Annotated in this window: 21 protein-coding genes; 7 read left to right on the top strand and 14 right to left on the bottom strand. The window is 67.7% G+C overall.

Annotated features, from left to right (window positions below):
- Nucleotides 1–1,137: a hypothetical protein gene (locus AC5Y4Q_RS00590; RefSeq protein WP_064922066.1), complete on the bottom strand. Its 1,137-nt coding sequence runs from the start codon at nucleotides 1,135–1,137 to the stop codon at nucleotides 1–3.
- A gap of 96 nt (nucleotides 1,138–1,233) precedes the next feature.
- Between AC5Y4Q_RS00590 and AC5Y4Q_RS00585 the strand changes: the two genes are divergently transcribed.
- Genes AC5Y4Q_RS00585 through AC5Y4Q_RS00570 form a run of 4 tightly spaced genes read left to right on the top strand, consistent with a single transcriptional unit; the run spans nucleotide 1,234 to nucleotide 4,255 of the window.
- Nucleotides 1,234–2,148: an IclR family transcriptional regulator gene (locus AC5Y4Q_RS00585; protein ID WP_064922067.1), complete on the top strand. Its 915-nt coding sequence runs from the start codon at nucleotides 1,234–1,236 to the stop codon at nucleotides 2,146–2,148.
- Nucleotides 2,145–2,597 (top strand): nuclear transport factor 2 family protein, encoded by a 453-nt coding sequence (locus AC5Y4Q_RS00580; RefSeq protein WP_064922068.1) that lies wholly within the window; start codon nucleotides 2,145–2,147, stop codon nucleotides 2,595–2,597. Before AC5Y4Q_RS00585 ends, AC5Y4Q_RS00580 begins: the two co-directional genes overlap by 4 nt.
- The gene (locus AC5Y4Q_RS00575; RefSeq protein ID WP_499957535.1) at nucleotides 2,594–3,526 is read left to right on the top strand and encodes a TIGR03619 family F420-dependent LLM class oxidoreductase; all 933 of its coding nucleotides are present in this window, start codon (nucleotides 2,594–2,596) and stop codon (nucleotides 3,524–3,526) included. The genes AC5Y4Q_RS00580 and AC5Y4Q_RS00575 overlap by 4 nt, the downstream gene beginning before the upstream one ends.
- 9 nt (nucleotides 3,527–3,535) lie before the next feature.
- The gene (locus AC5Y4Q_RS00570) at nucleotides 3,536–4,255 is read left to right on the top strand and encodes an EthD domain-containing protein (RefSeq protein ID WP_064922070.1); all 720 of its coding nucleotides are present in this window, start codon (nucleotides 3,536–3,538) and stop codon (nucleotides 4,253–4,255) included.
- On the opposite strand, the gene AC5Y4Q_RS00565 is transcribed toward AC5Y4Q_RS00570, so the two are convergent.
- The 6 genes from AC5Y4Q_RS00565 to AC5Y4Q_RS00540 form a co-directional block, all read right to left on the bottom strand.
- Nucleotides 4,230–4,493: a hypothetical protein gene (locus tag AC5Y4Q_RS00565; protein WP_499957533.1), complete on the bottom strand. Its 264-nt coding sequence runs from the start codon at nucleotides 4,491–4,493 to the stop codon at nucleotides 4,230–4,232. The two genes, AC5Y4Q_RS00570 and AC5Y4Q_RS00565, sit on opposite strands and share 26 nt — an antisense overlap.
- 21 nt (nucleotides 4,494–4,514) lie before the next feature.
- Nucleotides 4,515–6,614 (bottom strand): RecQ family ATP-dependent DNA helicase, encoded by a 2,100-nt coding sequence (locus AC5Y4Q_RS00560; protein ID WP_499957531.1) that lies wholly within the window; start codon nucleotides 6,612–6,614, stop codon nucleotides 4,515–4,517.
- Between the two features lie 33 nt (nucleotides 6,615–6,647).
- Entirely contained in the window at nucleotides 6,648–7,676 is a 1,029-nt protein-coding gene (dmpG, locus tag AC5Y4Q_RS00555; RefSeq protein ID WP_499957529.1) for a 4-hydroxy-2-oxovalerate aldolase, read from the bottom strand.
- Nucleotides 7,677–7,681: 5 nt separating this feature from the next.
- On the bottom strand, nucleotides 7,682–8,611 hold the full coding sequence (locus tag AC5Y4Q_RS00550; RefSeq protein ID WP_499957527.1) for an acetaldehyde dehydrogenase (acetylating): 930 nt from the start codon (nucleotides 8,609–8,611) through the stop codon (nucleotides 7,682–7,684).
- A 10-nt stretch (nucleotides 8,612–8,621) separates the two neighbouring features.
- Nucleotides 8,622–9,407: a 2-keto-4-pentenoate hydratase gene (locus AC5Y4Q_RS00545; protein WP_064922074.1), complete on the bottom strand. Its 786-nt coding sequence runs from the start codon at nucleotides 9,405–9,407 to the stop codon at nucleotides 8,622–8,624.
- Between the two features lie 147 nt (nucleotides 9,408–9,554).
- Entirely contained in the window at nucleotides 9,555–10,811 is a 1,257-nt protein-coding gene (locus AC5Y4Q_RS00540; RefSeq protein WP_082952635.1) for a cytochrome P450, read from the bottom strand.
- Nucleotides 10,812–11,024: 213 nt separating this feature from the next.
- On the opposite strand from AC5Y4Q_RS00540, the gene kstD reads away from it, so the two are divergent.
- From kstD to AC5Y4Q_RS00525, 3 genes are all read left to right on the top strand, one after another.
- Nucleotides 11,025–12,719, top strand: a complete 1,695-nt coding sequence (kstD, locus tag AC5Y4Q_RS00535; protein WP_499957524.1) for a 3-oxosteroid 1-dehydrogenase — start codon at nucleotides 11,025–11,027, stop codon at nucleotides 12,717–12,719.
- Nucleotides 12,720–12,721: 2 nt separating this feature from the next.
- Nucleotides 12,722–13,582: an enoyl-CoA hydratase ChsH3 gene (chsH3, locus tag AC5Y4Q_RS00530; protein WP_499957522.1), complete on the top strand. Its 861-nt coding sequence runs from the start codon at nucleotides 12,722–12,724 to the stop codon at nucleotides 13,580–13,582.
- Between the two features lie 145 nt (nucleotides 13,583–13,727).
- The gene (locus AC5Y4Q_RS00525; protein ID WP_499958273.1) at nucleotides 13,728–15,155 is read left to right on the top strand and encodes a PPE family protein; all 1,428 of its coding nucleotides are present in this window, start codon (nucleotides 13,728–13,730) and stop codon (nucleotides 15,153–15,155) included.
- Nucleotides 15,156–15,212: 57 nt separating this feature from the next.
- On the opposite strand, the gene AC5Y4Q_RS00520 is transcribed toward AC5Y4Q_RS00525, so the two are convergent.
- From AC5Y4Q_RS00520 to AC5Y4Q_RS00490, 7 genes are all read right to left on the bottom strand, one after another.
- Nucleotides 15,213–16,052 (bottom strand): type IV toxin-antitoxin system AbiEi family antitoxin, encoded by an 840-nt coding sequence (locus AC5Y4Q_RS00520; protein ID WP_064922078.1) that lies wholly within the window; start codon nucleotides 16,050–16,052, stop codon nucleotides 15,213–15,215.
- 133 nt (nucleotides 16,053–16,185) lie between these two features.
- Nucleotides 16,186–17,343: a 17-hydroxy-3-oxo-4-pregnene-20-carboxyl-CoA lyase gene (gene ltp2 / locus AC5Y4Q_RS00515; RefSeq protein WP_064922079.1), complete on the bottom strand. Its 1,158-nt coding sequence runs from the start codon at nucleotides 17,341–17,343 to the stop codon at nucleotides 16,186–16,188.
- Nucleotides 17,343–17,744 (bottom strand): MaoC family dehydratase, encoded by a 402-nt coding sequence (locus AC5Y4Q_RS00510; RefSeq protein ID WP_064922080.1) that lies wholly within the window; start codon nucleotides 17,742–17,744, stop codon nucleotides 17,343–17,345. Before AC5Y4Q_RS00510 ends, ltp2 begins: the two co-directional genes overlap by 1 nt.
- The gene (locus tag AC5Y4Q_RS00505) at nucleotides 17,741–18,703 is read right to left on the bottom strand and encodes a bifunctional MaoC family dehydratase N-terminal/OB-fold nucleic acid binding domain-containing protein (protein WP_064922081.1); all 963 of its coding nucleotides are present in this window, start codon (nucleotides 18,701–18,703) and stop codon (nucleotides 17,741–17,743) included. Before AC5Y4Q_RS00505 ends, AC5Y4Q_RS00510 begins: the two co-directional genes overlap by 4 nt.
- Nucleotides 18,700–19,863, bottom strand: a complete 1,164-nt coding sequence (fadE29, locus tag AC5Y4Q_RS00500) for an acyl-CoA dehydrogenase FadE29 (protein WP_499957519.1) — start codon at nucleotides 19,861–19,863, stop codon at nucleotides 18,700–18,702. Before fadE29 ends, AC5Y4Q_RS00505 begins: the two co-directional genes overlap by 4 nt.
- The gene (locus AC5Y4Q_RS00495; protein WP_499957517.1) at nucleotides 19,848–20,861 is read right to left on the bottom strand and encodes an acyl-CoA dehydrogenase family protein; all 1,014 of its coding nucleotides are present in this window, start codon (nucleotides 20,859–20,861) and stop codon (nucleotides 19,848–19,850) included. Before AC5Y4Q_RS00495 ends, fadE29 begins: the two co-directional genes overlap by 16 nt.
- A gap of 15 nt (nucleotides 20,862–20,876) precedes the next feature.
- Nucleotides 20,877–22,124 (bottom strand): cytochrome P450, encoded by a 1,248-nt coding sequence (locus AC5Y4Q_RS00490; protein ID WP_064922084.1) that lies wholly within the window; start codon nucleotides 22,122–22,124, stop codon nucleotides 20,877–20,879.
- Nucleotides 22,125–22,144: the final 20 nt, after the last annotated feature.

Genomic DNA, 22,144 nt, shown 5'->3' with positions numbered 1-22,144 from the left:
TCACCCCAGCATCCTGTTAGCGATTTGCCGCTGGCGCTGCGCGATACGCGCCCGCCAGCCGTCTTGCGCGATCTTGTTGTGGTCGTAGTAAGGCAGTATCGCCGGCACCGAGTCGACATCGACGAGTTCGACGGTCGGTCCGTCGGCCTCGGTCAGCTGTCGCGACACCCGCTGCCAGCGGAACTGCAGGAAACCGCGGCGATGACCCAGGGTCTCGACCCAGTTGGTGACGCCGGGGTTGGTGTCAGACACCACGATCCGGATCTTGCCGTCCGGATCCGCTTGCGCCTGCGTGCCGTTCAGGGAGGTCTGGTGGTTGATGTAGTCCAGCGAGATGTACCACAGGCTGCCCAACTGGAAGCCCAGGTAGGGCGCATCGGTCACCGGCAGGGTGATCAGCAGTGCCTCGTTGGGCTGCAACTCGTAGTGCCCGGCCGAGGAGTACTGGGTGGCCAGCCCGCCGGGGGTGAGCCGCGGCGCCACCATGGTGTTGACCGGGAGGTTGAGATAGAACCACTGGGGAAACGCCAGCCAGGTCTTGACCCGGTTGATCAGTTGCTTTCCCGCTGCCGCATAGCGCTTCTCGATGAGTTCGCGGGTCAGGGGCGGCGGCGCGGTGCCCTCAGTGTCGGCCCGGGCGATCGAGAGTGTGCCACGCTGGGCGTCCCAGTCGTTGTAGACCTCGCGGATCACCAGTTGCGCCGGCGTCTTCGGCTGGAAGCGCCAGGTGAAGCTGCCGTCGGCGGCGACGTCGAGTTCGCGGTCATCGAACGCCGCTTCGCTGGCCGGAACGTTGTCATCGGTGTATTCGCCGCCGAGCAGCTGGAAGCTCAGGTCAGTCGTGGTCCCGCGCCGGCCGGTGACGACATAGTCGTTGCCAGGCCGCACGACGGTGCCGAAGTACAGCGTGTCGGGATTGTCCAGGCCCATCTTGGTGAACGGTCCGGTGCCCGACAGCAGGAACGGATGATCGCGTTCGGAGTTGAATGCGGCATGCACGCACGCTTCGACACCGCCGGCCAGGTACTGCAGACCTTCCAGCAGGTCTGCTTCGGTGTCGATGTGGGCAGCGGCGGCAACCAGCTTCTCCGCCTCGGCGATCGCGGCCGAAAGGGGTTCGGAGTACGTCGAGGACATCTCAGTAGCACCTCGCTGACAGTCGAGCGGTTCAATATTGGACCACATTGGTAGATATCTCGAACCGAGGTTAAACCGTCGGGGTAGCATGCTGCAATGCCGGAAGCCCAACAATCCGTTCGGTCGTCTCCGCCGACCGAGCGGGTGGTGAGTGTCCTGGACTTTCTGGCCTGTCACCCCGACCAGCGCTTCGGCCTGTCCGAGCTGGCCCGCCGGACCGGCCTGTCCAAGCCGACCTGTCTGGGGATCGCCACCACCCTGACCGATGCCGGCTACCTGATCCGTGACGATGCGGACAAGGCCTACCGGTTGGGGCCGGCCCTGATCTCCCTGGGCCGCGCCGCCCAGCAGTCGCTGCGGGTCGGCCCGGAGGCGCGCGAGGAACTGCGCCGACTCGCCCATGATTTCGCGACGTCCGCGGCATTGAGCGCGGTGGTCGAGGACCGGATCACGGTGCTGGAGCTGGTCGCGGCACCCAACGCGCATCTGGGGGTACAGGCCGGCCAGAGTTATCCGTTTGCGCCGCCGGTGGGGCTGATGTTCGTGCTCTGGGACGATGCTGCCCTGCAGGACTGGCTGGCCCGGCAACCCACGATCCCGCTGCGTGCTGAGAGCGAGCGTCTCGCGCGCGTCGTCGCCGAATGCCGGGCCGACGGTTATCTGGTCGAGCGGCTGACGCCGGGCGGGCAGCGGCTCTACGCCCTGATGGCCGGCCTGTCCAGCGAGCTGCCCGACGAGCTGCGGGCCTTATTGGGCGAACTGGTGTCGGCGATCGGCGAGCGGGTGTACCTGCGCGGCGAAGCCGGCGGCCGGGGGCGCCACGACATCAGCGTGATCTCGGCGCCGGTCTACGACCATCATCAGCGCCAGGCGATGGTCGTGTCGCTGCACGCCCAGCGGGCCCTGACCGACACCGAGATCAGCAAGTGGGCCCGCGGACTGCTGCGGACCGCCGAGGCGCTCACCGCGCAACTCGGCGGGACCAAGCCGACGCTAGATTCGGCGTCATGACGTTGACCGTCGCCGATCAACTGGAGCTGTCCGGCCTCGTGCACCGCTATGCCGGGTATGTCGACGCCCGTCGGTTCGACGAGCTCGCCGAATTGTTCACCGCCGATACGGAGCTGATCCTGCCGAAGCCGCCGGAGCACCTGGAGCCGTGCCTGCGCCACAATGGCCACGCCGGCGTGCACGCCGCGATGGCCGCCCTGGCCGGAGTGGCCAAAACCCACCACGGCATCGTCGGCGAGTTCTACACCGGCGCCGGCGATGTGGCGACCGGTGCCATCACCGGTGTGGCGCACCACTGGATCTCCCATGATGGCCAGTTCACCGACCACGTCTGGTATCTGCGCTACAGCGACGTCTACCGCCGCGGTGAGCAGGGCTGGCGGATTGCGGTGCGCACCCTGTCCATCGACGCCATCGAGACCCGCCCGGCCCGCCAGGTGCGATCATGACCAGACCCCAGATCTCAATGCAGCTGCGGACTTTCACCGAGGATCCCGGACACGACTGGGACAGCACACTCGCACTCGGGCGGGCGATGGACGTCGCCGGGGTGGATCGTGTCGTGGTCTCCGACCATGTGGTGTTCGGCGAGAACCCGGACGCCTACGCCGACCCCCGCCTTGGCGGGATCGTCGGCGGGCGACAGCCGACCGGTCCCGACGGCCAGTGGCTGGACCCGTTGATCGTGTTGACCGCGCTGGCCGCGACCACCACCCGGATCCGGCTCGGCACCGCGGTGCTGCTGGCCGCGCTACGCCGGCCGGCGGTGTTGGCCAAACAGTTGGCCACACTGGATGTGCTGTCCGGCGGGCGACTCGACCTCGGTGTGGGTGTCGGCTGGCAGCGCGAGGAGTATGAGGCCGCCGGCCTGGCCTTCGAGCGGCGCGGCCGGCTGCTGGATCACACCCTGGAGGTGTGCCAGACGCTTTGGACCCACCAACGGAGCAGCTATACCTCGCCGGAGTTGTCGTTCGAGAACATCCACCAGATGCCCAAACCCGTTCAACCCGGCGGGGTTCCGATCTGGGTCAGTGGCACCGTCAACGATGCGGCGGCACGCCGGCTGGCCCGGTTCGGCTCCGGCTGGATCCCGTGGGGTCCGGCGATCCAGGATCCGGCCGGCGCCATTGCGGCGATGAAGGATCGCATCGCCGGTCTCGGTGGCGATCCGACCGGGCTACAGGTGCTGGGCCACGCGAAAACCGTCAAACGCGCCGACGGTTCCGTGGACACCGCGGCCACCGCGGCGTCGGCGCCGGCGCTGGTGGCTGCCGGCGTCACCGATGTGCGGGTCACCTGCTCACTGCCACGCGACGCCGGCCGGGCAATGGAACTGCTGAGTGAACTCGTCGAGGCGTTTCGCGCCGCAACCGATTAGGAGACAGCCGTGGAAAAAGTGGTGATCATCGCGCGCACAACGGATTCCAGCGACGAATGGTGCCAGAGGTTGCGCGGGCCGGTCGCCGACGAACTGCTGGCGCTGGGGCTACCGGGGCTGGCGATCAACGTCCGCGACGAGCCGGTGCGCGACGCCATGATGACCCTGACCACGCTGGACCCGCCGGCCGGCGCAGTGGTCAGCCTGTGGACTGAGCAGTATTACGGGAAGCAGGCCCGCGCCGCCATCGGGCTGATCGCCGCCGAGTCCGACTCGGCGGCAGCGTATCTGGTGACCGAATCGACGCCGATGCCGCCACCAGACGCCGGCAACGGCGCACGCACGCCAGGCCTGGCCAACGTGGCGCTGTTACGCCGCCCCGCCGACCTGGACCACGAGACCTGGCTGCACCGCTGGCACATCGACCACACCCAGGTCGCGATCGACACGCAGGCGACCTTCGGCTACACCCAGAACGTCGTGGTGCGCGCGCTCACCGACGACGCGCCCCCGATCGACGGCATCGTCGAGGAACTGTTCCCCGACGCGGCGGTGTCGGATCCCTACGCGTTCTACGGCGCGGCCGACGAAGCCGATCTCACCGACCGGGTGGGCCGGATGATCGCCAGTGTCAGCGCGTTCGGGGCGCACCAGAACATCGACACGGTCCCGACCAGCCGCTACGTGTTCCGGTCCCCGTTTGTCACACGCACTGCTGGGAGAGTGTGATCAGCGCCTGCCGCACGTTGGGGTGCCGCTCCAGATAAGCCAGCACCGGGTTCGGGGCGCCTGGGTCTTCCTGGCGTCCCTTCTCGTCCAGTTCGGCCCGGACGTCCGGGTGCCGGTTCAGGTAGGAGTCGATGGACTCGCCGACGGTTTGATCGCACGGTGCCGCGGTGGCCACCGGTGCCAGTAGCCCGGCCACGCTCAGTAGTCCGACCGCGATCGCTCGAGAAATGCCGCTCATCACTCGACGGTACCTGCGCGCTCAGTTCACGCTGGCCAGCGCGAAGGGCAGCACCTGTGGGGCGCCCGCGGCGCGCAGCACCCGGGCCGCCATCGTCAGCGTCCAGCCGGTGTCGGCCACGTCGTCGACGAGCAGCACCGGGCCGACGCCCGCCGGCAGGTCGGCGGGCGGCTGCCAGCAGCCGTGCAGGGCGGCGACCCGGTAGGCCGAGTTCGCTGCGGTACTCGCTCGCCGGCCCGGCGCGTAGCGCAGCGTGTCCAGCCGGGTCAGCCGGCCCAGCTCGGCCAGCCGGTCGACCAGCGACTCGATCAGCTTCGGGTGGGTGCCCGAATCCAGGCCCACCACCGCGGTCGGCCTGGTCTGCCAGTCCCAGCCCGCCAGCACCGCCACCGCCGCACGCACCACCTCGTCGGGAACCTGCTGATCCGGCTCGTCGAGCAGCCGCCGCAGCCGGGCCCCCCAGCCCAGGTCGGTGAGTCGGCCGATGACCCGGCCCGGCTCCGGCCCGTCGGTGATCCGCCCGGACAGATCGACGCCGAGTTTGCCCAGACCGGAGGGCCACTGGCGGCGCGGGGTGAGCTCAACCCCGGGACGCATCAGCCGCTCCCGGGTGGCCGCGGCGGCGGCCGCATCCACCTCGGCGTCGAACCGCGGCCCGGCGCAGTTGTCGCACCGCCCGCAGCGTTCCCCGGGGCTCAGCTGTGGGTCGTTGAGCTGGGCCCGCAGGAAGCTCATCCGGCACTCGCCGGTGCGCTGATAGTCGAGCATGGCCTGCTGTTCGGCGCGGCGCAGCTCTGCGAGGTTGCGGTAGCGCTGCTCGTCGTAAAGCCACGGTTTGCCGGTGCCCAGCCAGCCGCCTTTGACCCGGCGCACCGCGCCGTCGACGTCGAGGACTTTGAGCACCATCTCCAGTCGCGAGCGATTCAAGTCCACCAGCGGTTCCAGGGCCGGCGTCGACAACGGCCGTTCACCGGAGAGTTCGCCGAGCACCTTGCGCACCACCACTTCGGGCGGGAACGCCAGCGACGCGAAGTAACGCCAGATGTCCTGATCCTCCGGGCCGGGCAGCAGGATGACCTCCGCGCTGGCCGTGGAGCGCCCCGCTCGCCCCACCTGCTGGTAGTAGGCGATCGGTGAGGACGGCGCGCCCAGGTGGATGACGAATCCCAGGTCGGGTTTGTCGAACCCCATGCCCAGCGCCGACGTGGCGATCAGCGCTTTGACCCGGTTGGCCAATAGGTCGGCCTCGAGCTGTTCCCGGTCGGCCGCTTCGGTGGAACCGGTGTAGGCGGCCACCGCGAACCCCTGCGCACGCAGGTCGGCGGCCACATCGTGGGCCTGGGCCACGGTGAGCGTGTAGACGATCCCGGATCCGGGCAGCTTCTCCAGGTGCGCGCCGATCCAGGCGGCACGCTGCGCCGGACCACCGGCGTGCACCACCGAGAGCCGCAGCGACTCCCGGTCCAGGCCGCCACGCAGCACCAGCGTGTCGTGGTCGTTCGGGCCACCCATGCCGAGTTGGCCGGCGACGTCGTCGACCACCCGGTCGTTGGCGGTCGCGGTGGTCGCCAGCACCGGAACTCCCGCGCCCAGGTCGGCGATCAGGGTGCGGATGCGCCGGTAGTCCGGCCGGAAATCGTGGCCCCAGTCCGAGACGCAGTGGGCCTCGTCGACCACCACCAGCCCGGCCCGGGCCGCCAGCGCGGGCAGCACGTCGTCGCGGAAATCGGGGTTGTTGAGCCGTTCGGGACTGACCAGCAGTACATCGAGGTCGCCGGCGCCGATCCTGGCCTGCACCTCGGCCCACTCGGTCATGTTCGACGAGTTGATGGTGGCGGCGTGCACCCCGGCGCGCTCGGCGGCGGCGACCTGGTTGCGCATCAACGCCAGCAGCGGTGACACGATGACCGTCGGCCCATCGCCGCGCTGCCGCAGCAGCTTGGCCGCGATGAAATACACCGCCGATTTGCCCCACCCGGTGCGCTGCACCACCAGTGCGCGCCGGCGCCCCACCACCAGCGCCTCGATTGCCGTCCACTGGTCGTCACGCAGCCGCGCCTGCGGTCCGGCCAGCTGTTCCAGGATCGCCTGGGCGTCGGCGCGTGTGGTCGAGTTGGTCACGGCCCCATCGTGCCGGACCACCCCGACAGCTGCTTACTTCGCGGCCCGCTCTCGTTGGATCTCTAGTGCGATGTCGATGAGTTGGTCTTCTTGGCCGCCGATGAGTTTGCGTTGGCCGGCGCGGTGGAGCAGTTCGTGGGCGGGCACGCCGTAGCGTTCGCCTTGGCGTACGGCGTGTTTGAGGAAGCTGGAGTAGACCCCGGAGTAGCCCATGATCAGTGCGTTGCGGTCCAGCACGCACTCGGCGGGCATGGCGGGGCGTACCACGTCCTCGGCGGCATCGGCGATGTCGAAGAAGTCGATGCCGGTCTTGATCCCGACCTTGTCGAACACCCCGATCAACGCCTCCACCGGGGCGTTGCCCGCCCCGGCGCCGAACCGGCGCACCGAGCCGTCGATCTGCTTGGCACCAGCGCGCACCGCCTCCAACGAGTTGGCCACCCCCAACCCGAGGTTCTCATGCCCATGAAAGCCCACCTGGGCGTCATCGCCGAGTTCGGCGACCAATGCAGCCACCCGATCACGCACCCCTTCGAGCACCAGCGCCCCGGCCGAATCCACCACATACACACACTGGCAGCCGGCGTCGGCCATGATGCGGGCCTGGCCGGCCAGCTTCTCCGGGGACACAGTGTGGGCCATCATCAAAAACCCGACCGTCTCCAGCCCGAGCTCACGGGCCAGCCCGAAGTGCTGGATGGACACGTCAGCCTCGGTGCAGTGGGTGGCGATCCGGCAGATCTGACCGCCGTTGCCCTGCGCGGTCTTCATGTCGTCCTTGGTCGCCACCCCGGGCAGCATCAAAAACGCGATCTTGGCGTCCTTGGCGGTCCGCGCCGCCAACGCGATCAGCTCCTGATCCGGGGTCTTGGAAAACCCGTAGTTGAAGCTCGAGCCACCGAGGCCATCACCGTGGGTGACCTCGATGACCGGCACCCCGGCCGCGTCAATCGCCGCAACGATCGCCGCGACCTCCTCGGCACTGAACTGGTGACGCTTGTGATGGGAGCCGTCCCGCAAGCTGGTGTCGGTGATCCGTACATCGAAAATGTGATCAGACATAGTCCCTACGCTCCTGCGGCCTTGGCGGTCGCCATCTCACGGGCGATCTCCTCACCCACCTTGGTGGCCGCCGCCGTCATGATGTCCAGATTGCCCGCATACGGGGGCAGGTAATCGCCGGCACCCTCGACCTCCACAAAGGTGGTGACCACCGCCCGTCCGCCGGAGTTCAGCGACGGCGCGTCGAACTGCGGCTCGTTGAGCAACCGATAACCCGGCACATAAGACTGCACCTGAGCCACCACCTCCTTGATGGACGCGGTGATCGCGGCGTGGTCGGCATCCTCGGGGATCTGGCAGAAAATGGTGTCGCGCATGATCATCGGCGGATCGGCCGGATTCAAAATGATGATCGCCTTGCCCTGCTGCGCCCCACCGATGGTCTCCACCCCCCGCGACGTGGTCTTGGTGAACTCATCGATATTGGCCCGCGTGCCCGGCCCCGCCGACACACTGGCGACGCTGGCCACGATCTCGGCATAGGGCACCGTGCCGCCCTGCTCGGCCACCGCCCGAGTCACCGCATACACGATCGGGATGGTGGCCTGCCCCCCGCAAGTGATCATGTTGACGTTCGGGGCGCCCACATGCTCATGCAGATTCGCCGGCGGGATCACCGCCGGACCCACCGCCGCCGGCGTCAAGTCAATCGCCCGGATCCCCGCCGCCTCATACTTAGGCGCATACGCCTTATGCACATACGCGCTGGTGGCCTCAAAAACAAAGTCCGGCAACTCATCCTGGGCCAACAACCAATCCGCCCCCTCGGCAGAGGTCTCCAAACCCAACCTGCGCGCCCGCGCCAAACCCTCCGACTCCGGATCGATACCGATCATCCACCGCGGCTCGAGCCACTCCGAACGCAACAACTTGTACAACAGATCGGTACTGATATTGCCCGACCCGACGATCGCGACTGACGCTTTGTCGGCCATGAGCGCTCCTCTACTCGAAAACCAGCCGGACCGAACCCAGCCCGGAGAAATCGGCGACGCAGTCGTCGCCGGCGTGCACGTCGATGGCCCGGGTCGCGGTGCCCGGCAGCACGATGTCGCCGGCCTTCAACCGCACCCCGAAGCTCTCCACCTTGCGAGCCAACCAGGCCACCGCGGTGACCGGGTTGCCCAGCACCGCGTCACTGCGGCCCTCGGCGACCACTTCGCCGTTCTTGGTCAGCGAGGCGTCAATGGCCCGGATATCGATGTCGCCCGGCTTGACCCGCTGCTTGCCGAGGACGAAACCGGCCGAGGAGGCGTTGTCGGCGATGGTGTCGCAGAGTTTGATCTTCCAGTCGGTGATCCGGCTGTCGATCAACTCGATCGCCGGGGCGAACGCCTCGGTCGCGGCCAGCACGTGCTCCTCGGTGCAGTCTGCGCCCGGCAGATCCTCGGCCAGGATGAACGCCACTTCGACCTCGACCCGCGGGTACAGGTAGTTCGCCGCTTTGACCGGGGTGTCCTCGAACACCTGCATCTCGTTGAGCAGGTGCCCGTAATCCGGCTCGTCGACGCCCATCATCTGCTGCATCGCCTCGCTGGACAGCCCGACCTTGTGCCCGACCACCCGAGCGCCCTCGGCGATCCGCTGGCGGATGTTGATCAGCTGGATCTCGTAGGCGTCGACCACGTCGATGTCCGGGTGCGCCGCGGTCAACGGCGAGATCGGGACCCGGCTGCGCTCGGCTTGCGCCAACTCGGCGGCGAGTTCGTCGCGGATCTGGGCGCTGAGCATCTTCGAAGAGTCCCCTCGGGTGTCGTGCGGGTGAAACCGAGCCGCTGGCCAAAATTCTATAACGTGTTCTAACTTTTGGCTCGGGCGGTCCGGTAGCGACGGAGGGCCGGCGGCATGTTAGCCGCCGGCCCCCGCCGTAGCCGTGAGCTAGGACTGGCCGAGGTAGTCGACCTGCCAGTGCTTGATCCCGTTGAGCCAGCCCGAGCGTAGCCGCTTGGGGCTTTCCAGCGGCTTGAGGTCCGGGATGTGGTCGGCGATGGCGTTGAACATCAGCCCGATGGTCATCCGGGCCAGGTGGGTGCCGATGCAGTAGTGCGCCCCAGTGCCGCCGAAGCCGACGTGCGGGTTGGGGTCGCGCAGGATGTTGAACTGCTGCGGGTTGTCGAAGACCTCGGGGTCGAAGTTGGCGGCGCGGTAGAACATCACCACCCGCTGGCCCTTCTTGATCAGGGTGCCGTTGAGCTCGTGGTCACAGGTGGCGGTGCGCTGGAATGAGGTCACCGGGGTGGCCCAGCGCACCACCTCGTCGGCGGTGGTCTCCGGGCGCTCCTTTTTGAACAGCTCCCACTGGTCGGGATTCTCGGTGAAGGCCATCATGCCCTGGGTGATCGAGTTGCGGGTCGTCTCGCTGCCGGCCACCGCCAGCAGGATGATGAAGTAGCCCAGCTCGTCGTCGTTGAGTTTCTCGCCGTCGATGTCGGCCTCGATCAGCGTGGTGACGATGTCGTTGCCGGGGTTCTGCCGCTTCTGCTCGGCCAGCTGCAGCCCGTAGGTGATGATCTCCATCGCCGAGGCCGCGGGGTCATAGTGGGCGTACTCCGGGTCGTCGTAGGACGTCATCTGATTGGTCCACTCGAACAACTTGCCGCGGTCCTCCTGCGGCACCCCCATCAGGCCGGCGATCGCCTGCAGCGGCAGCTCGGAGGCCACCTCCACCACGAAGTCACCGGTGCCGCGGGCCTGCGCCTCCTTGGCGATAGCCTGGGCGCGCTGCTCGAGCTGGTCGCGCAGCGGCAGGATGTGGCGCGGGGTGAAACCGCGCGAGATGATCCGGCGCTGGCGGGTGTGATGTGGGGCGTCCTGGTTGAGCATCAGGATGCGCTGCGCATCGATCGCCTCGCGCTGGATGTCGTCGTTGAACCGCGGAATGGCGGTGTTGATCTCGCTGGAGAAGATGCTGTCGAGCCGCGAGACCTCTTTGACGTCCTCGTGCCGGGTGATCGCCCAGTAGCCGCCGTCATTGAAGCCACCGACCCCGTCCGGTTGCTCGATCCACTTGATCGGCTCGCTGGTACGCAGCTGGGCCAGCTCCTCGTCCGGAATCCGCTCGGCGTAGATCTCCGGATCGGTCGGGTCGAACCCGGCGGGCAGGTTGGGGGCGGAAGGGACAGTGGGGCTGGCCACGCTGATACTCCTAACTCAGGGCACGTGAAAGCACGATGCATGCTCGTGCCAGTAAAACATGCCTCCGCCGCAGACGAAAGGCGGGAACGCGTCCTCGCCGGTAGTTAAAATGAAACACGTTCTACTGAGCGGAAGCGGGCTTCCGGGTGGCCGTGACAGCGAAACCGCCAGCCAACTGGCGCCCGGGCGGGGCAATTCTATAACGTGTTCTACATGGCCGAACAGGAGTACGACGTCGTCGTGGTCGGAAGCGGCGGCGCCGGGATGGTTGCCGCCCTGACCGCCGCCCACCGGGGACTGTCAACGATCGTCATCGAGAAAGCCGCCCACTACGGCGGTTCGACCGCCCGCTCCGGCGGCGGCGTGTGGATTCCCAACAACGAGGTGCTCCAGCGCGCCGGTGTCAAGGACACCCCCGAAGCCGCCCGTACCTACCTGCACACCATCGTCGGTGACGTGGTACCGGCCGAGAAGATCGACACCTACCTGCAGCGCGGCCCGGAGATGCTGTCGTTCGTGCTGAAGCACTCACCGCTGAAGATGTGCTGGGTTCCCGGTTACGCCGACTACTACCCCGAGCAGCCGGGCGGCAAGCCCACCGGCCGCTCGATCGAGCCGAAGCCGTTCAATGCCAAGAAACTCGGCGCCGACATGGCCGGCCTGGAACCGGCTTACGGCAAGGTGCCACTGAATGTCGTTGTGATGCAGCAGGACTATGTCCGGCTCAACCAGCTCAAGCGCCACCCCCGCGGGGTGCTGCGCAGCCTGAAGGTGGGGCTGCGCACCATGTGGGCCCAGGCCACCGGTAAGAACCTGGTCGGCATGGGGCGCGCCTTGATCGCCCCGCTGCGGATCGGCCTGCGCAACGCCGGCGTTCCGGTGGAACTGAACACCGCGCTGACCGACCTCTACGTCGAAGACGGCGTGGTCCGCGGCGTCTACGTCCGCGACACCAATGCGTCGGAGACCACTGAGCCGCGGCTGATCCGGGCGGGACGCGGGGTCATCCTGGCCAGCGGCGGATTCGAGCACAACGAGCAGATGCGGGTGAAGTACCAGCGCGCTCCGATCACCACCGAGTGGACCGTGGGAGCCAAGGCCAACACCGGCGAGGGCATCCTGGCCGGTGAGAAACTCGGTGCTGCACTGGACATCATGGAGGACTCCTGGTGGGGGCCGACGGTGCCGCTGCCGGGTTCGCCGTGGTTCGCACTGTCGGAGCGCAACTCGCCCGGGTCGATCATCGTGAACATGGCCGGCAAGCGGTTCATGAACGAGTCGATGCCCTACGTCGAGGCGTGCCACCACATGTACGGCGGTCAGTACGGGCAGGGTCCGGGTCCCGGCGAGAACATCCCGGCCTGGCTGGTGTTCGACCAGCGCTACCGCAACAACTACATCTTCGCGGGATTGCAGCCCGGGCAACGCATCCCGAAGAAGTGGCTGGAGTCCGGCGTGATCGTCACCGCCGACACCCTCGAAGAACTGGCCGGCAAGACCGGGGTACCGGCCGCGGCGTTGACCGCGACCGTCGAGCGGTTCAACGAGTTCGCCCGTACCGGCGTCGACGAGGACTTCCACCGCGGCCAGAGCGCCTACGACCGCTACTACGGCGACCCGACCAATAAGCCGAACCCGAACCTGGGACCGATCGCGCAGGGCCCGTTCTATGCGGCCAAGATGGTTCCCGGCGATCTGGGCACCAAGGGCGGGATCCGCACCGATGTGCGCGGACGGGCGCTGCGCGACGACAACAGCGTCATCGAGGGGCTCTACGCCGCGGGCAACGTGAGCGCCCCGGTCATGGGCCACACCTACCCGGGGCCCGGCGGCACCATCGGACCCGCCATGACCTTCGGTTACCTGGCCGCACTCGACATCGCCGACTCACCGGCTGGGAGGGCCTAGACATGCCAATCGATCTCGATGTCGCCCGGGGCGCGGAGTTCGGCCGGGTCGAATTCTCCTGGACCGCAACCAATGTGCAGCTCTACAACCTGGCACTGGGTGCGGGGTCGGACCCGATGGACCCGCGTGAGCTGAGCTACGTCGTCGACGGGACCCCCCAGGTGCTGCCGACGTTCGGCTGCGTCGCGGCGTCCTTCAACGATGTCGACCCCCCCAAGGTCAGCTGGCCGGGCGTCGAGATCGACCTGGCCAAGATCTTGCATGCCTCCGAGAAGGTGATCGTTCCGGCACCGCTACCGCCGGCCGGCAGCGCGCGGGCGGTCAGCCGAATCGTCGATGTCTGGGACAAGGGCAAAGCCGCCGTCGTCGTACTCGAGACGACCGTCACCAGCACCGACGGAACGCCGCTGTGGACGCAGCAGCGGTCCATCTTCGCCCGGGGCGAGGGCGGTTTCGGCGGTGAGCGCGGCCCGGCGTCGTCTTCCGAAAGTCCCGACCGCGCACCGGATTTCGAAGTCGACATCCCGGTGGCACCGCAGCAGGCACTGCTGTACCGACTCTGCGGCGACCGCAACCCGCTGCACTCGGACCCGAAGTTCGCCGCCGCGGCGGGCTTCGACCGGCCGATCCTGCACGGGCTGTGCACCTACGGCATGACCTGCAAGGCCGCGGTGGACACCGTGCTCGGCGGCGACGCGGGCGCGGTGCGCTCCTTCGGCGCGCGGTTCGCCGGAGTCGTCTTCCCGGGCGAGACCCTGCGCGCCCACCTCTGGAAAGAGGACGGCCGGCTGATCGGCAACGTGGTCGCGCCCTCGCGCGACGATGCCGCTGTGCTGAGCGACGTGGAGTTGGTCTCGGCGTAGCGACGCCACCCGGCGACGTTCGTCGTCGCGATCCGTAGAGCTGCGCGCCCTCGTCGCTGCCTTTATTGAAAATGATTGTCATCTTCGCTAAGGTCTGCGTCGTGAAGCGACGAGCGAGGACGGCCCGGTGACGGCTCCGGTGTGGATGGCCTCGCCACCGGAGGTGCATTCGGCGGCCTTGGCCAGTGGACCCGGCCCGGCGGCGCTGTTGTCGGCTGCCGGCGCATGGTCTTCGCTGAGCCTGGAGTACACCGCGATCGCCGAGGCGTTGCGGGCCTTGCTCGGCGCTGCCCAGGGGGCATGGCAGGGGCCCAGTGCGGAACGCTATGTCGCCGCGCATGTTCCGTACCTGGCATGGCTGTCCACGGCCAGCGCCGACAGCGCCGCGCTGGCGGCGCAGCACGAGACGGTGGCCGCCGCCTACGTCAGCGCGCTGGCGGCCATGCCCACGATGCCCGAACTGGCGGCCAACCACGCGATGCACGGGGTCCTGGTCGCCACGAATTTCTTTGGCGTCAATACCATTCCGATCGCGCTCAACGAGGCCGACTACGTGCGGATGTGGGTGCAGGCCGCCACCACCATGGCCACCTACGAAGCGGTGTCCGGGGCGGCGCTCGCGTCCGCCCCCCGCCCCGCCGCGGCACCACCGATCGTGCTGCAGGAGAAGGCCGATCACGACCACGACCACGACCACGACCACGACCACGACCACGACGGGATCCACGATGGCGAGTTGGATCCCTCCGATCCCGAGTGGTGGAAGGACTTCTTCGGTGAGCTCGGCGAATACGCCGACACCATCCTCACCGATCTGCTGACCGATCCGGCGGCGCTGCTGACCGATCTGCCGTTCATCCTGGCCGACCTGACCTTCCACGCCAGCCAGATCGCCTCGACGCTGAGCCAATTCGCGCCCGCCCTGCTGCAACCCACGCTGGGCCTGGTGATCGGCAACCTGGGATGGGCGGCCGGCCTGGCCGGACTGGCCGGCATTCAGCCCGGCCCGGCCGGTCTCGTCGCCGAGGGCCCGACCGCTGCCGAGCCGCTGGCCTGGCCGGGTGCCGCCAACCCGTCCACCACCGTCGCCAACACCGCCACGACGCCGGCCACGACGCCGGCGTCGATATCGGCCCCGACGAGCAGCGCAGCGCCCGCCTCGGCACCGCCGTCGGCTCCCCCGGCCGGCGGCAGCCCGGGGTTCTTCCCGCCGTACGTGATCGGGCCCGCCGGTACCGTCGGCCAGTCGAGTGCCAAGGCCCGCCGCTATGCCGCCAAGAAGGCGCCGAATCCGGATGACGCCGTTGAGGCGGCGGCCGCGGCCGCACGGGATCGGAATCGGGTCAAGTCCCGCCGGCGCCGACATGCCCGTGATGAGGCCAACGAGTTCGCCGACCTGGAGGTCACCAGCGTCTCGACGAGTGGGGCCGGTGCCCTGGGCTTCGCCGGGGCGCAAGCCCAACCGGATAGGACTGCTGCGGCAGGGCTGACGACATTGGCCGCTGACGGCTTCGGCGGCGGGCCGACGGTACCGCTCCTACCCGAAAGCTGGGACGAGACCAACGACGGTTGAGCGGCTCGGCCGAGCGTGAAGTTGGCTTCACCTTCGACCCCCAGCGTGAAACTAACTTCACGCTCGGCGGGCACGGGCGGCACGCACGCGACGGATGATGTCGCCTTCCCGGTCGCCCGCCAGCACTCGGACGACGATCCATCCGCAGCGCTGAAGTCGCTCATGACGCTTGGCGTCCTTGCGCCAGCGAATGGGATCCGTCCGATGCATGTCCCCGTCGTACTCGGCGGCGACTTTCAGCTCCGGCCAGCCCATATCCAGGAATGCGAACGGCTTCCAACCGCCGTCGTACACCGCGATCTGGGTGTGCGGTCGAGGCAAGCCGGCCCGGATGAGGGTGACCCGCAGCCAGCTTTCCTTCGGCGACTCCGCGCCGGCGTCGACCAGATCCAGCGACTCGCGTGCACGCACGATCCCGCGTCGTCCGCCGCAACGATCCATAATCCGTTGGACATCAACATCTTTGAAGCGACTGGCGCGAGCCAGCGCATCCAATCCCGCGACCGCTTCGGCGGGCCGATACCAGCAGGCCAGGTCCACGGCGGTGCGCGCCGGTGTGGTGACCGGAACTCCACCGATGACCTGGATCTCATCGAGCCGCAGCTCATCGCCGCGGATCACCAGGCCGGGAAGACGGTGCCGGTTGTCGTGGATGAGTTCGGCGGGCCTGTCGGCGTCTACCCACTCACTGCCGTGCAGAGCCGACGCGGAGAAGCCGGCGACCACACCTTGCCGCTTTGACCAGAGCCACGCCGCTCTGGCCCGGTCGACCGCGCTGATCTCGACGTCCCTGTGCAGATATACGTCACGAAACACCCGGACGTGGCCGGTGACCAGTTGCCCTGGTGTCACCAATCCGGCGTCGAGCGACTCACTGCCGATGAACGGATCTGCCACGGCGGCAGCGTCGCACCCGGGCCGCCAATCGTCATTTCACCCGCCCGAAGTTATCCACACCCTGCCGAACGTGAAGGTAGCTTCACGCTCGACCCCTGAGCGTGAAGCCAACTTCACGTTCGGCGAGAAGGGGTCAACCCAGGATCAGGCCCGACGTGGGCACGCCGGTGCCGGCGGTGACCAGCACGTGCTCGACGCCCTCGACCTGGTTGACCGACGTGCCGCGCAGCTGGCGCACCCCTTCGGCGATGCCGTTCATGCCGTGCACGTAGGCCTCGCCGAGTTGGCCGCCGTGGGTGTTGATCGGCAGCCGGCCGCCCAGCTCGATCGCCCCGCCGGCGATGAAGTCCTTGGCCTCCCCCTTACCGCAGAAACCCAGCTCCTCCAACTGGATCAGCGTGTACGGGGTGAAGTGGTCGTAGAGCACCGCGGTCTGGATGTCGGCCGGTGTCAGTCCGGACTGCGCCCACAACTGCTTGCCCACCAGGCCCATCTCGGGCAGCCCGAGCTCCTCGCGGTAGTAGGAGTACATGGTGAACTGGTCGGCGCCGGCGCCCTGCGCGGCCGCTTCGATGACCGCCGGACGGTGCTTGAGGTCGCGTGCCCGCTCGGGGGTGGTCACCACGATGGCCACCCCGCCGTCGGTCTCCTGGCAGCAGTCCAGCAGCCGCAGCGGCTCGGCGATCCAGCGCGAGTTCTGGTGATCCTCGATGGTGATCGGCTTGCCGTAGAAGTGGGCCTTGGGGTTGGTCGCCGCGTGCTTGCGGTCGGCGACCGATACCACACCGAAATCTGCACTGGTGGCCCCGTATTCGTGCATGTAGCGCTGGGCGATCATCGCCACCGACGCGGCGGGGGTGCTCAGGCCGTGCGGGTAGGACCAGCTGTACTCCACGCCACGGGAATCGGCGTTGACGGTCAGCCCGGTCATCACCTGGCCGAACCGGAATTCCGAGCGCTCGTTGAAAGCGCGGTAGGCCACCACGACTTCGGCCACCCCGGTCGCCACCGCCATGGCCGCCTGCTGCACGGTGGCCGCCGCGGCACCGCCGCCGTAACCGATCTGGGAGAAGAACGTCAGCTCACCGATGCCGGTAGCGCGCGCGACGGCGGTCTCCAGATTGGAGTCCATGGTGAAGGTCACCAACCCGTCGACGTCGGCCGGCGTCAGGCCCGCGTCGTCGAGCGCGTCGAGCACCGCCTCGGCGGCCAGGCGCAGTTCGCTGCGCCCGGATTCCTTGGAGAAGTCGGTTGCGCCGATCCCGGCGATGGCCGCCTTACCGGACAACATCACGCCTCCCCGATGGTCAGTGTGGCCGTGGCGATGACATGGTCGCCCAGGCTGTTGTTACCAACGACTTTCACCGTGACCAGGCCGTCCTCCACCGCGGTCACCTCACCGCTGAAGGTGACGGTGTCGTAGGCGTACCACGGCACGCCCAGTCGCAGCGCGATCGAGCGGATCACCGCGTTGGATCCGGCCCAGTCGGTGAGGTAACGCTGCACCAGGCCGGTGTCGGTGAGAATGTTGACGAAGATGTCCTTGGACCCCTTGGCCTGAGCCTTGTCCCGGTCGTGGTGCACGTCCTGGTAATCGCGGGTGGCGATCGCCGTGGAGACGATGAATGTCGGGTCGCCGTAGATCTTCAGTTCGGGCAGTGTGGTGCCCACTTCCACGGTCGGAGCGCTCATGCCCCGCCTCCTTCCACAGGCTCCCATGCATACAAGCTCCAGGCCGGACCGGCGTCACTGGCAGGGAAGTCGAGATAGGTTGCGCGAACCGGCATTCCGATCTTCACCGCAGCGGCGTCGACGCCGCGCAGCTCACCGAGCATCCGCACGCCCTGCTCGAGCTCGACCAGCGCGATCACAAACGGACATGCTCGGCCGGGGACTTTCGGGGCGTGGTGCACCACGTAGCTGAACACCGTTCCCTTACCGCTGGAAACGACGTAGTCGGTGGTCTCGGTCTTGTCCTTCCAGACCGCCGGCACCGGCGGGTGCTGCAGGCTGCCATCCGGACGGCGCTGGATGCGCAGCTCGTGGGCGGCCACCCCCTCCCAGAAGTACTGGGAATCCCTCGACCATGAGGGGCGCATCATCTTGTCCGGCTCGAGATCCTCGGGCACCGCGACGGACTCGGCGCGGTCTTTCGGCAGGAACTTCAAGATGCGCCAGTTCATGTCGGCGACATTCTCTTCGCCGACCCACCAGCGGATTTTCTGGGTGACGAAGTACCCCTCACCCAAGCCGGTCTGCTTGGGTCCCACGATGTCGGTCACCTCGGCGGTGACACTGACCTCTTCGCCCGGCCGCAGGTAGCGGTGGTAGGTCTGCTCGCAGTTGGTGGCCACCACGCCGACATAGCCTGCGCCGTCGAACAATTCCATGACCTTGCCGAGCGGGTCGTCTGCGGGACGCTCCCCGCCCAAGCCCATCATGGTCCACACCTGGATCATCGCCGGCGGAGCGACGATTCCGGGGTGGCCGGCCGCCTTGGCAGCTGCCTCGTCGATGTAGATCGGGTTCTTGTCGCCGATCGCATCAACCCAGTGCCGAATCATCGGCTGGTTCACCGGGTCCCGACCGGACCGTGGCTTGCTGCGGCCGGCCGCCAATATCTGCTCGATCCCCGAGCTCAGCTCGTTCATCGTGGCACCCGCGGAACCTTGAGACCTGAGGCGGCGATCATCTCGCGCATCACCTCGTTGACCCCACCGCCGAACGTGATGACCAGGTTGCGTTTGGCCTGCACATCCAGCCAGCGCAGCAGCTCGGCGGTGGCCGGGTCGGCCGGGTTGCCGTAGCAGCCGACGATCTCCTCGGCCAACCGGCCGGCGTACTGGATCCGCTCGGTGCCAAAGACTTTGGTGGCTGCCGCGTCGGCGACATCGATGATCTCGCCGGCCGCAGCGACCTGCCAGTTGAGCAACTCGTTGATGCGGAACATGGCGTGGATCTCGCCGAGGCCGCGCTTGACCGCGTCGTGGGAGATCGGGGTCACCCCGTCGCTGCCGGGCTTGGTGGCCCAGGCGTGCACCTTGTCGTAGATGGCGCCGAACCGGCCGGCCGGACCGAGCATCACGCGCTCGTTGTTGAGCTGGGTGGTGATCAGCTTCCAGCCGCCGTTCTCCTCGCCGACCAGCATGTCGACGGGCACCCGAACGTCGTTGTAGTAGGTCGCGTTGGTGTGATGCGCGCCATCGGACAGGATCATCGGCGTCCAGGAGTAACCCGGGTCCTTGGTGTCGACGATGAGGATCGAGATCCCCTTGTGCTTCACCGCGGTCGGGTCGGTGCGCACCGCCAGCCAGATGTAGTCGGCGTCGTGCGCGCCGGTGGTGAACACCTTCTGACCGTTGACGATGTAGTGGTCACCGTCGCGCACCGCGGTGGTGCGCAACGACGCCAGGTCGGTGCCGGCTTCCGGTTCGGTGTAGCCGATCGCGAAATGCACTTCCCCGGCCAGGATCGCCGGCAGGAACTTCTTCTTCTGCGCCTCGTTGCCATACACCTGCAAGGTCGGACCGACCGTCTGCAGCGTCACGGCCGGCAGCGGGATGTCGGCGCGCTGCGCCTCGTTGACGAAGATCTGCTGCTCGATCGGACCGAAGCCCAGGCCGCCGAACTCCTTGGGCCAGCCCACCCCGAGCTTGCCGTCGCGGCCCATCCGCCGGATCACGTCACGGTAGGCCTGGTTGTGCCGGTCGACGGCCATCGCCTTTTCCTCATCAGGGGTGATGAGGTTGGCGAAGTATTCCCGTAGTTCGGCTTGCAGCTTGCGCTGCTCGGGGGTCAGATCGACGAACATTGTGCTCCCACCAGGTCGAGACGGTGCGACCGTCCGCCCAGCAGGCGGTTCAGGTCCTTGATCGTGGAGTAGTAGCGGTCCATCGGGTAGTCCACGTCCATACCCATCCCGCCGTGCAGGTGATGGCAGAGCTGCATCACCGGGGGCGCCTGCGAGGTGATCCAGTAGCCGAGCACCCCGAGGTCGTCGGTGGCGTCCAGGCCGTTGGCCAGCCGCCACACCACCGACGTCGCGGCCAAGGTGATGGTGCGCGAGACGATGTAGACCTCCGAGAGCTGCGCGGCCACCGTCTGGAAGGTCGACAGCGGCCGGCCGAATTGCTCACGGCTGCCGACGTAATCGGCGGTCAGCCGCAGCGCACCGGCCACCAGCCCGGCGGCGTAGGCGCCGATCATGGCCAGCGCCAATTGGTTCACCCGATGCACCGAGGCGCTGTCGAGCACGGTGTCGACCTCGGCGTCGTCGAAGACGACCGTGTACTCGTCGCTGTGGTTGGCCGTCGGGGTCTTGTTCAGCGTCACCCCGGCCGCCGTCGGTGAGATCACCGCAACACCGGAATCAGCGGTGACCAGCATCCACTCGGCCTGCTCGGCGAAGGGCACCCCGATCTTGGTGCCGGACAAGCGATTACCGGTCAGCGTGACTGCGGGCTGCTCGGGGAGCGCGGCGGCCGGCTCGTCGAGCGCGGCGGTCAGCACCGCCCCTTTGGCCACGCCGGCCAGGTAGCGGTCCTGCTCGCCCTCGCTGGCCAGTTCCAGCAGCGGCACCAGGCCGAACCCGAGGGTGGCCAGTGCGGGGCTGACGGTCCCGTGCCGACCGATCTCGGTGAGCGCCGTGGCCACTTCCGACAAGCCGACCCCGTCACCGCCGAGCCGCTCCGGCACCGCGAGCGCGGTCACGCCGCCGGCGACCAGCGCCTCCCAGCTGTTGTCCCGGTCGAGCACCGACGTGACGACGTCGGCGACTGCCTGCTGTTCCGGATCTGGACTGAAGTCCACCGAATCTCCTTAAACCTAGTGGGCCACCGGGCATTTGCCGGTGTAGTCCATCTGCCAATGCTTGATGCCGTTGAGCCACCCGGACCGCAGCCGTTCCGGCTTGGCCAGCGGGGCCAGGTCCGGCACGTGGTCGGCGACTGCGTTGAAGATCAGGTCGATCGTCAGCCGGGCCAGGTGGGTGCCGATGCAGTAGTGCGCACCGGTGCCGCCGAACCCGACGTGCGGGTTCGGATCGCGCAGGATGTTGAACTCCTGCGGGTTGTCGAAGGCGTCCTCGTCGAAGTTGGCCGAGCGGTAGAACATCACTACCCGCTGGCCCTTCTTGATCTGCGCTCCGGACAGTTCGTAGTCTTCCAGCGCGGTGCGCTGGAAGCAGATCACCGGGGAGGCCCACCGCACGATCTCGTCGGCGGTAGTTGCCGGGCGCTCCTTTTTGAACAGCTCCCACTGCTCGGGGTGCTCGGAGAACGCGATCATGCCGTGGGTGATCGAGTTGCGGGTGGTCTCGTTGCCGGCCACCGCCAGCATCACCACGAAGAAACCGAACTCGTCGTCGGATAGCTTCTCGCCGTCGATGTCCGCGTTGATCAGGGTGGTGACGATGTCCTCGCCCGGGTTCTCCGCCTTGGCGGCGGCCAGTTGCATGGCGTACTGGATCAACTCGACCGACGAGGCCTGCGGGTCGATGTCGGCGTATTCCGGGTCCTCGCTGCCGGTCATCTCGTTGGACCACTGGAACAGCTTGTCCCGGTCTTCCTGCGGCACCCCGAGCAGCCCGGCGATCGCCTGCAGCGGCAGCTCGCAAGAGACCTGCTCGACAAAGTCCCCGGAGCCGGCCTCGGCGGCGGCTTTGACGATCGCCTGCGCACGCTCGTGGAGTTCGTCGCGCAGCCGCCCGATCGCTCGTGGGGTGAAGCCCCGAGAGATGATCCGGCGCAGCCGGGTGTGGTGCGGCGCATCCATGTTCAGCATCACGAACCGCTGAACCTCGATGTTCTCCCGAGCCATGTCGTCGGGAAACCGTGGGATCACACAGTTTTCGTAGCTTGAGAAGACATCGCTGCGCAGCGACACCTCTTTGACGTCGGCGAGCTTGGTGACCGCCCAGTAGCCCCCGTCGTTGAATCCGCCGCCCTTGCCGGGGGCTTGCTCGACCCAACAGACAGGCGCCGCCTTGCGCAGCCGCGCGAATTCCTCCTCCGGGATGCCTTGGACGATGACGTCAGGATTGAGGAAGTCGAATCCTGCGGGAAGTGTGGACATGGTGGAACTACCCTCCGTGT

Source organism: Mycobacterium sp. NGS16 (genome assembly GCF_059813225.1).
This window is presented reverse-complemented; position numbering and strand designations above follow the sequence as displayed.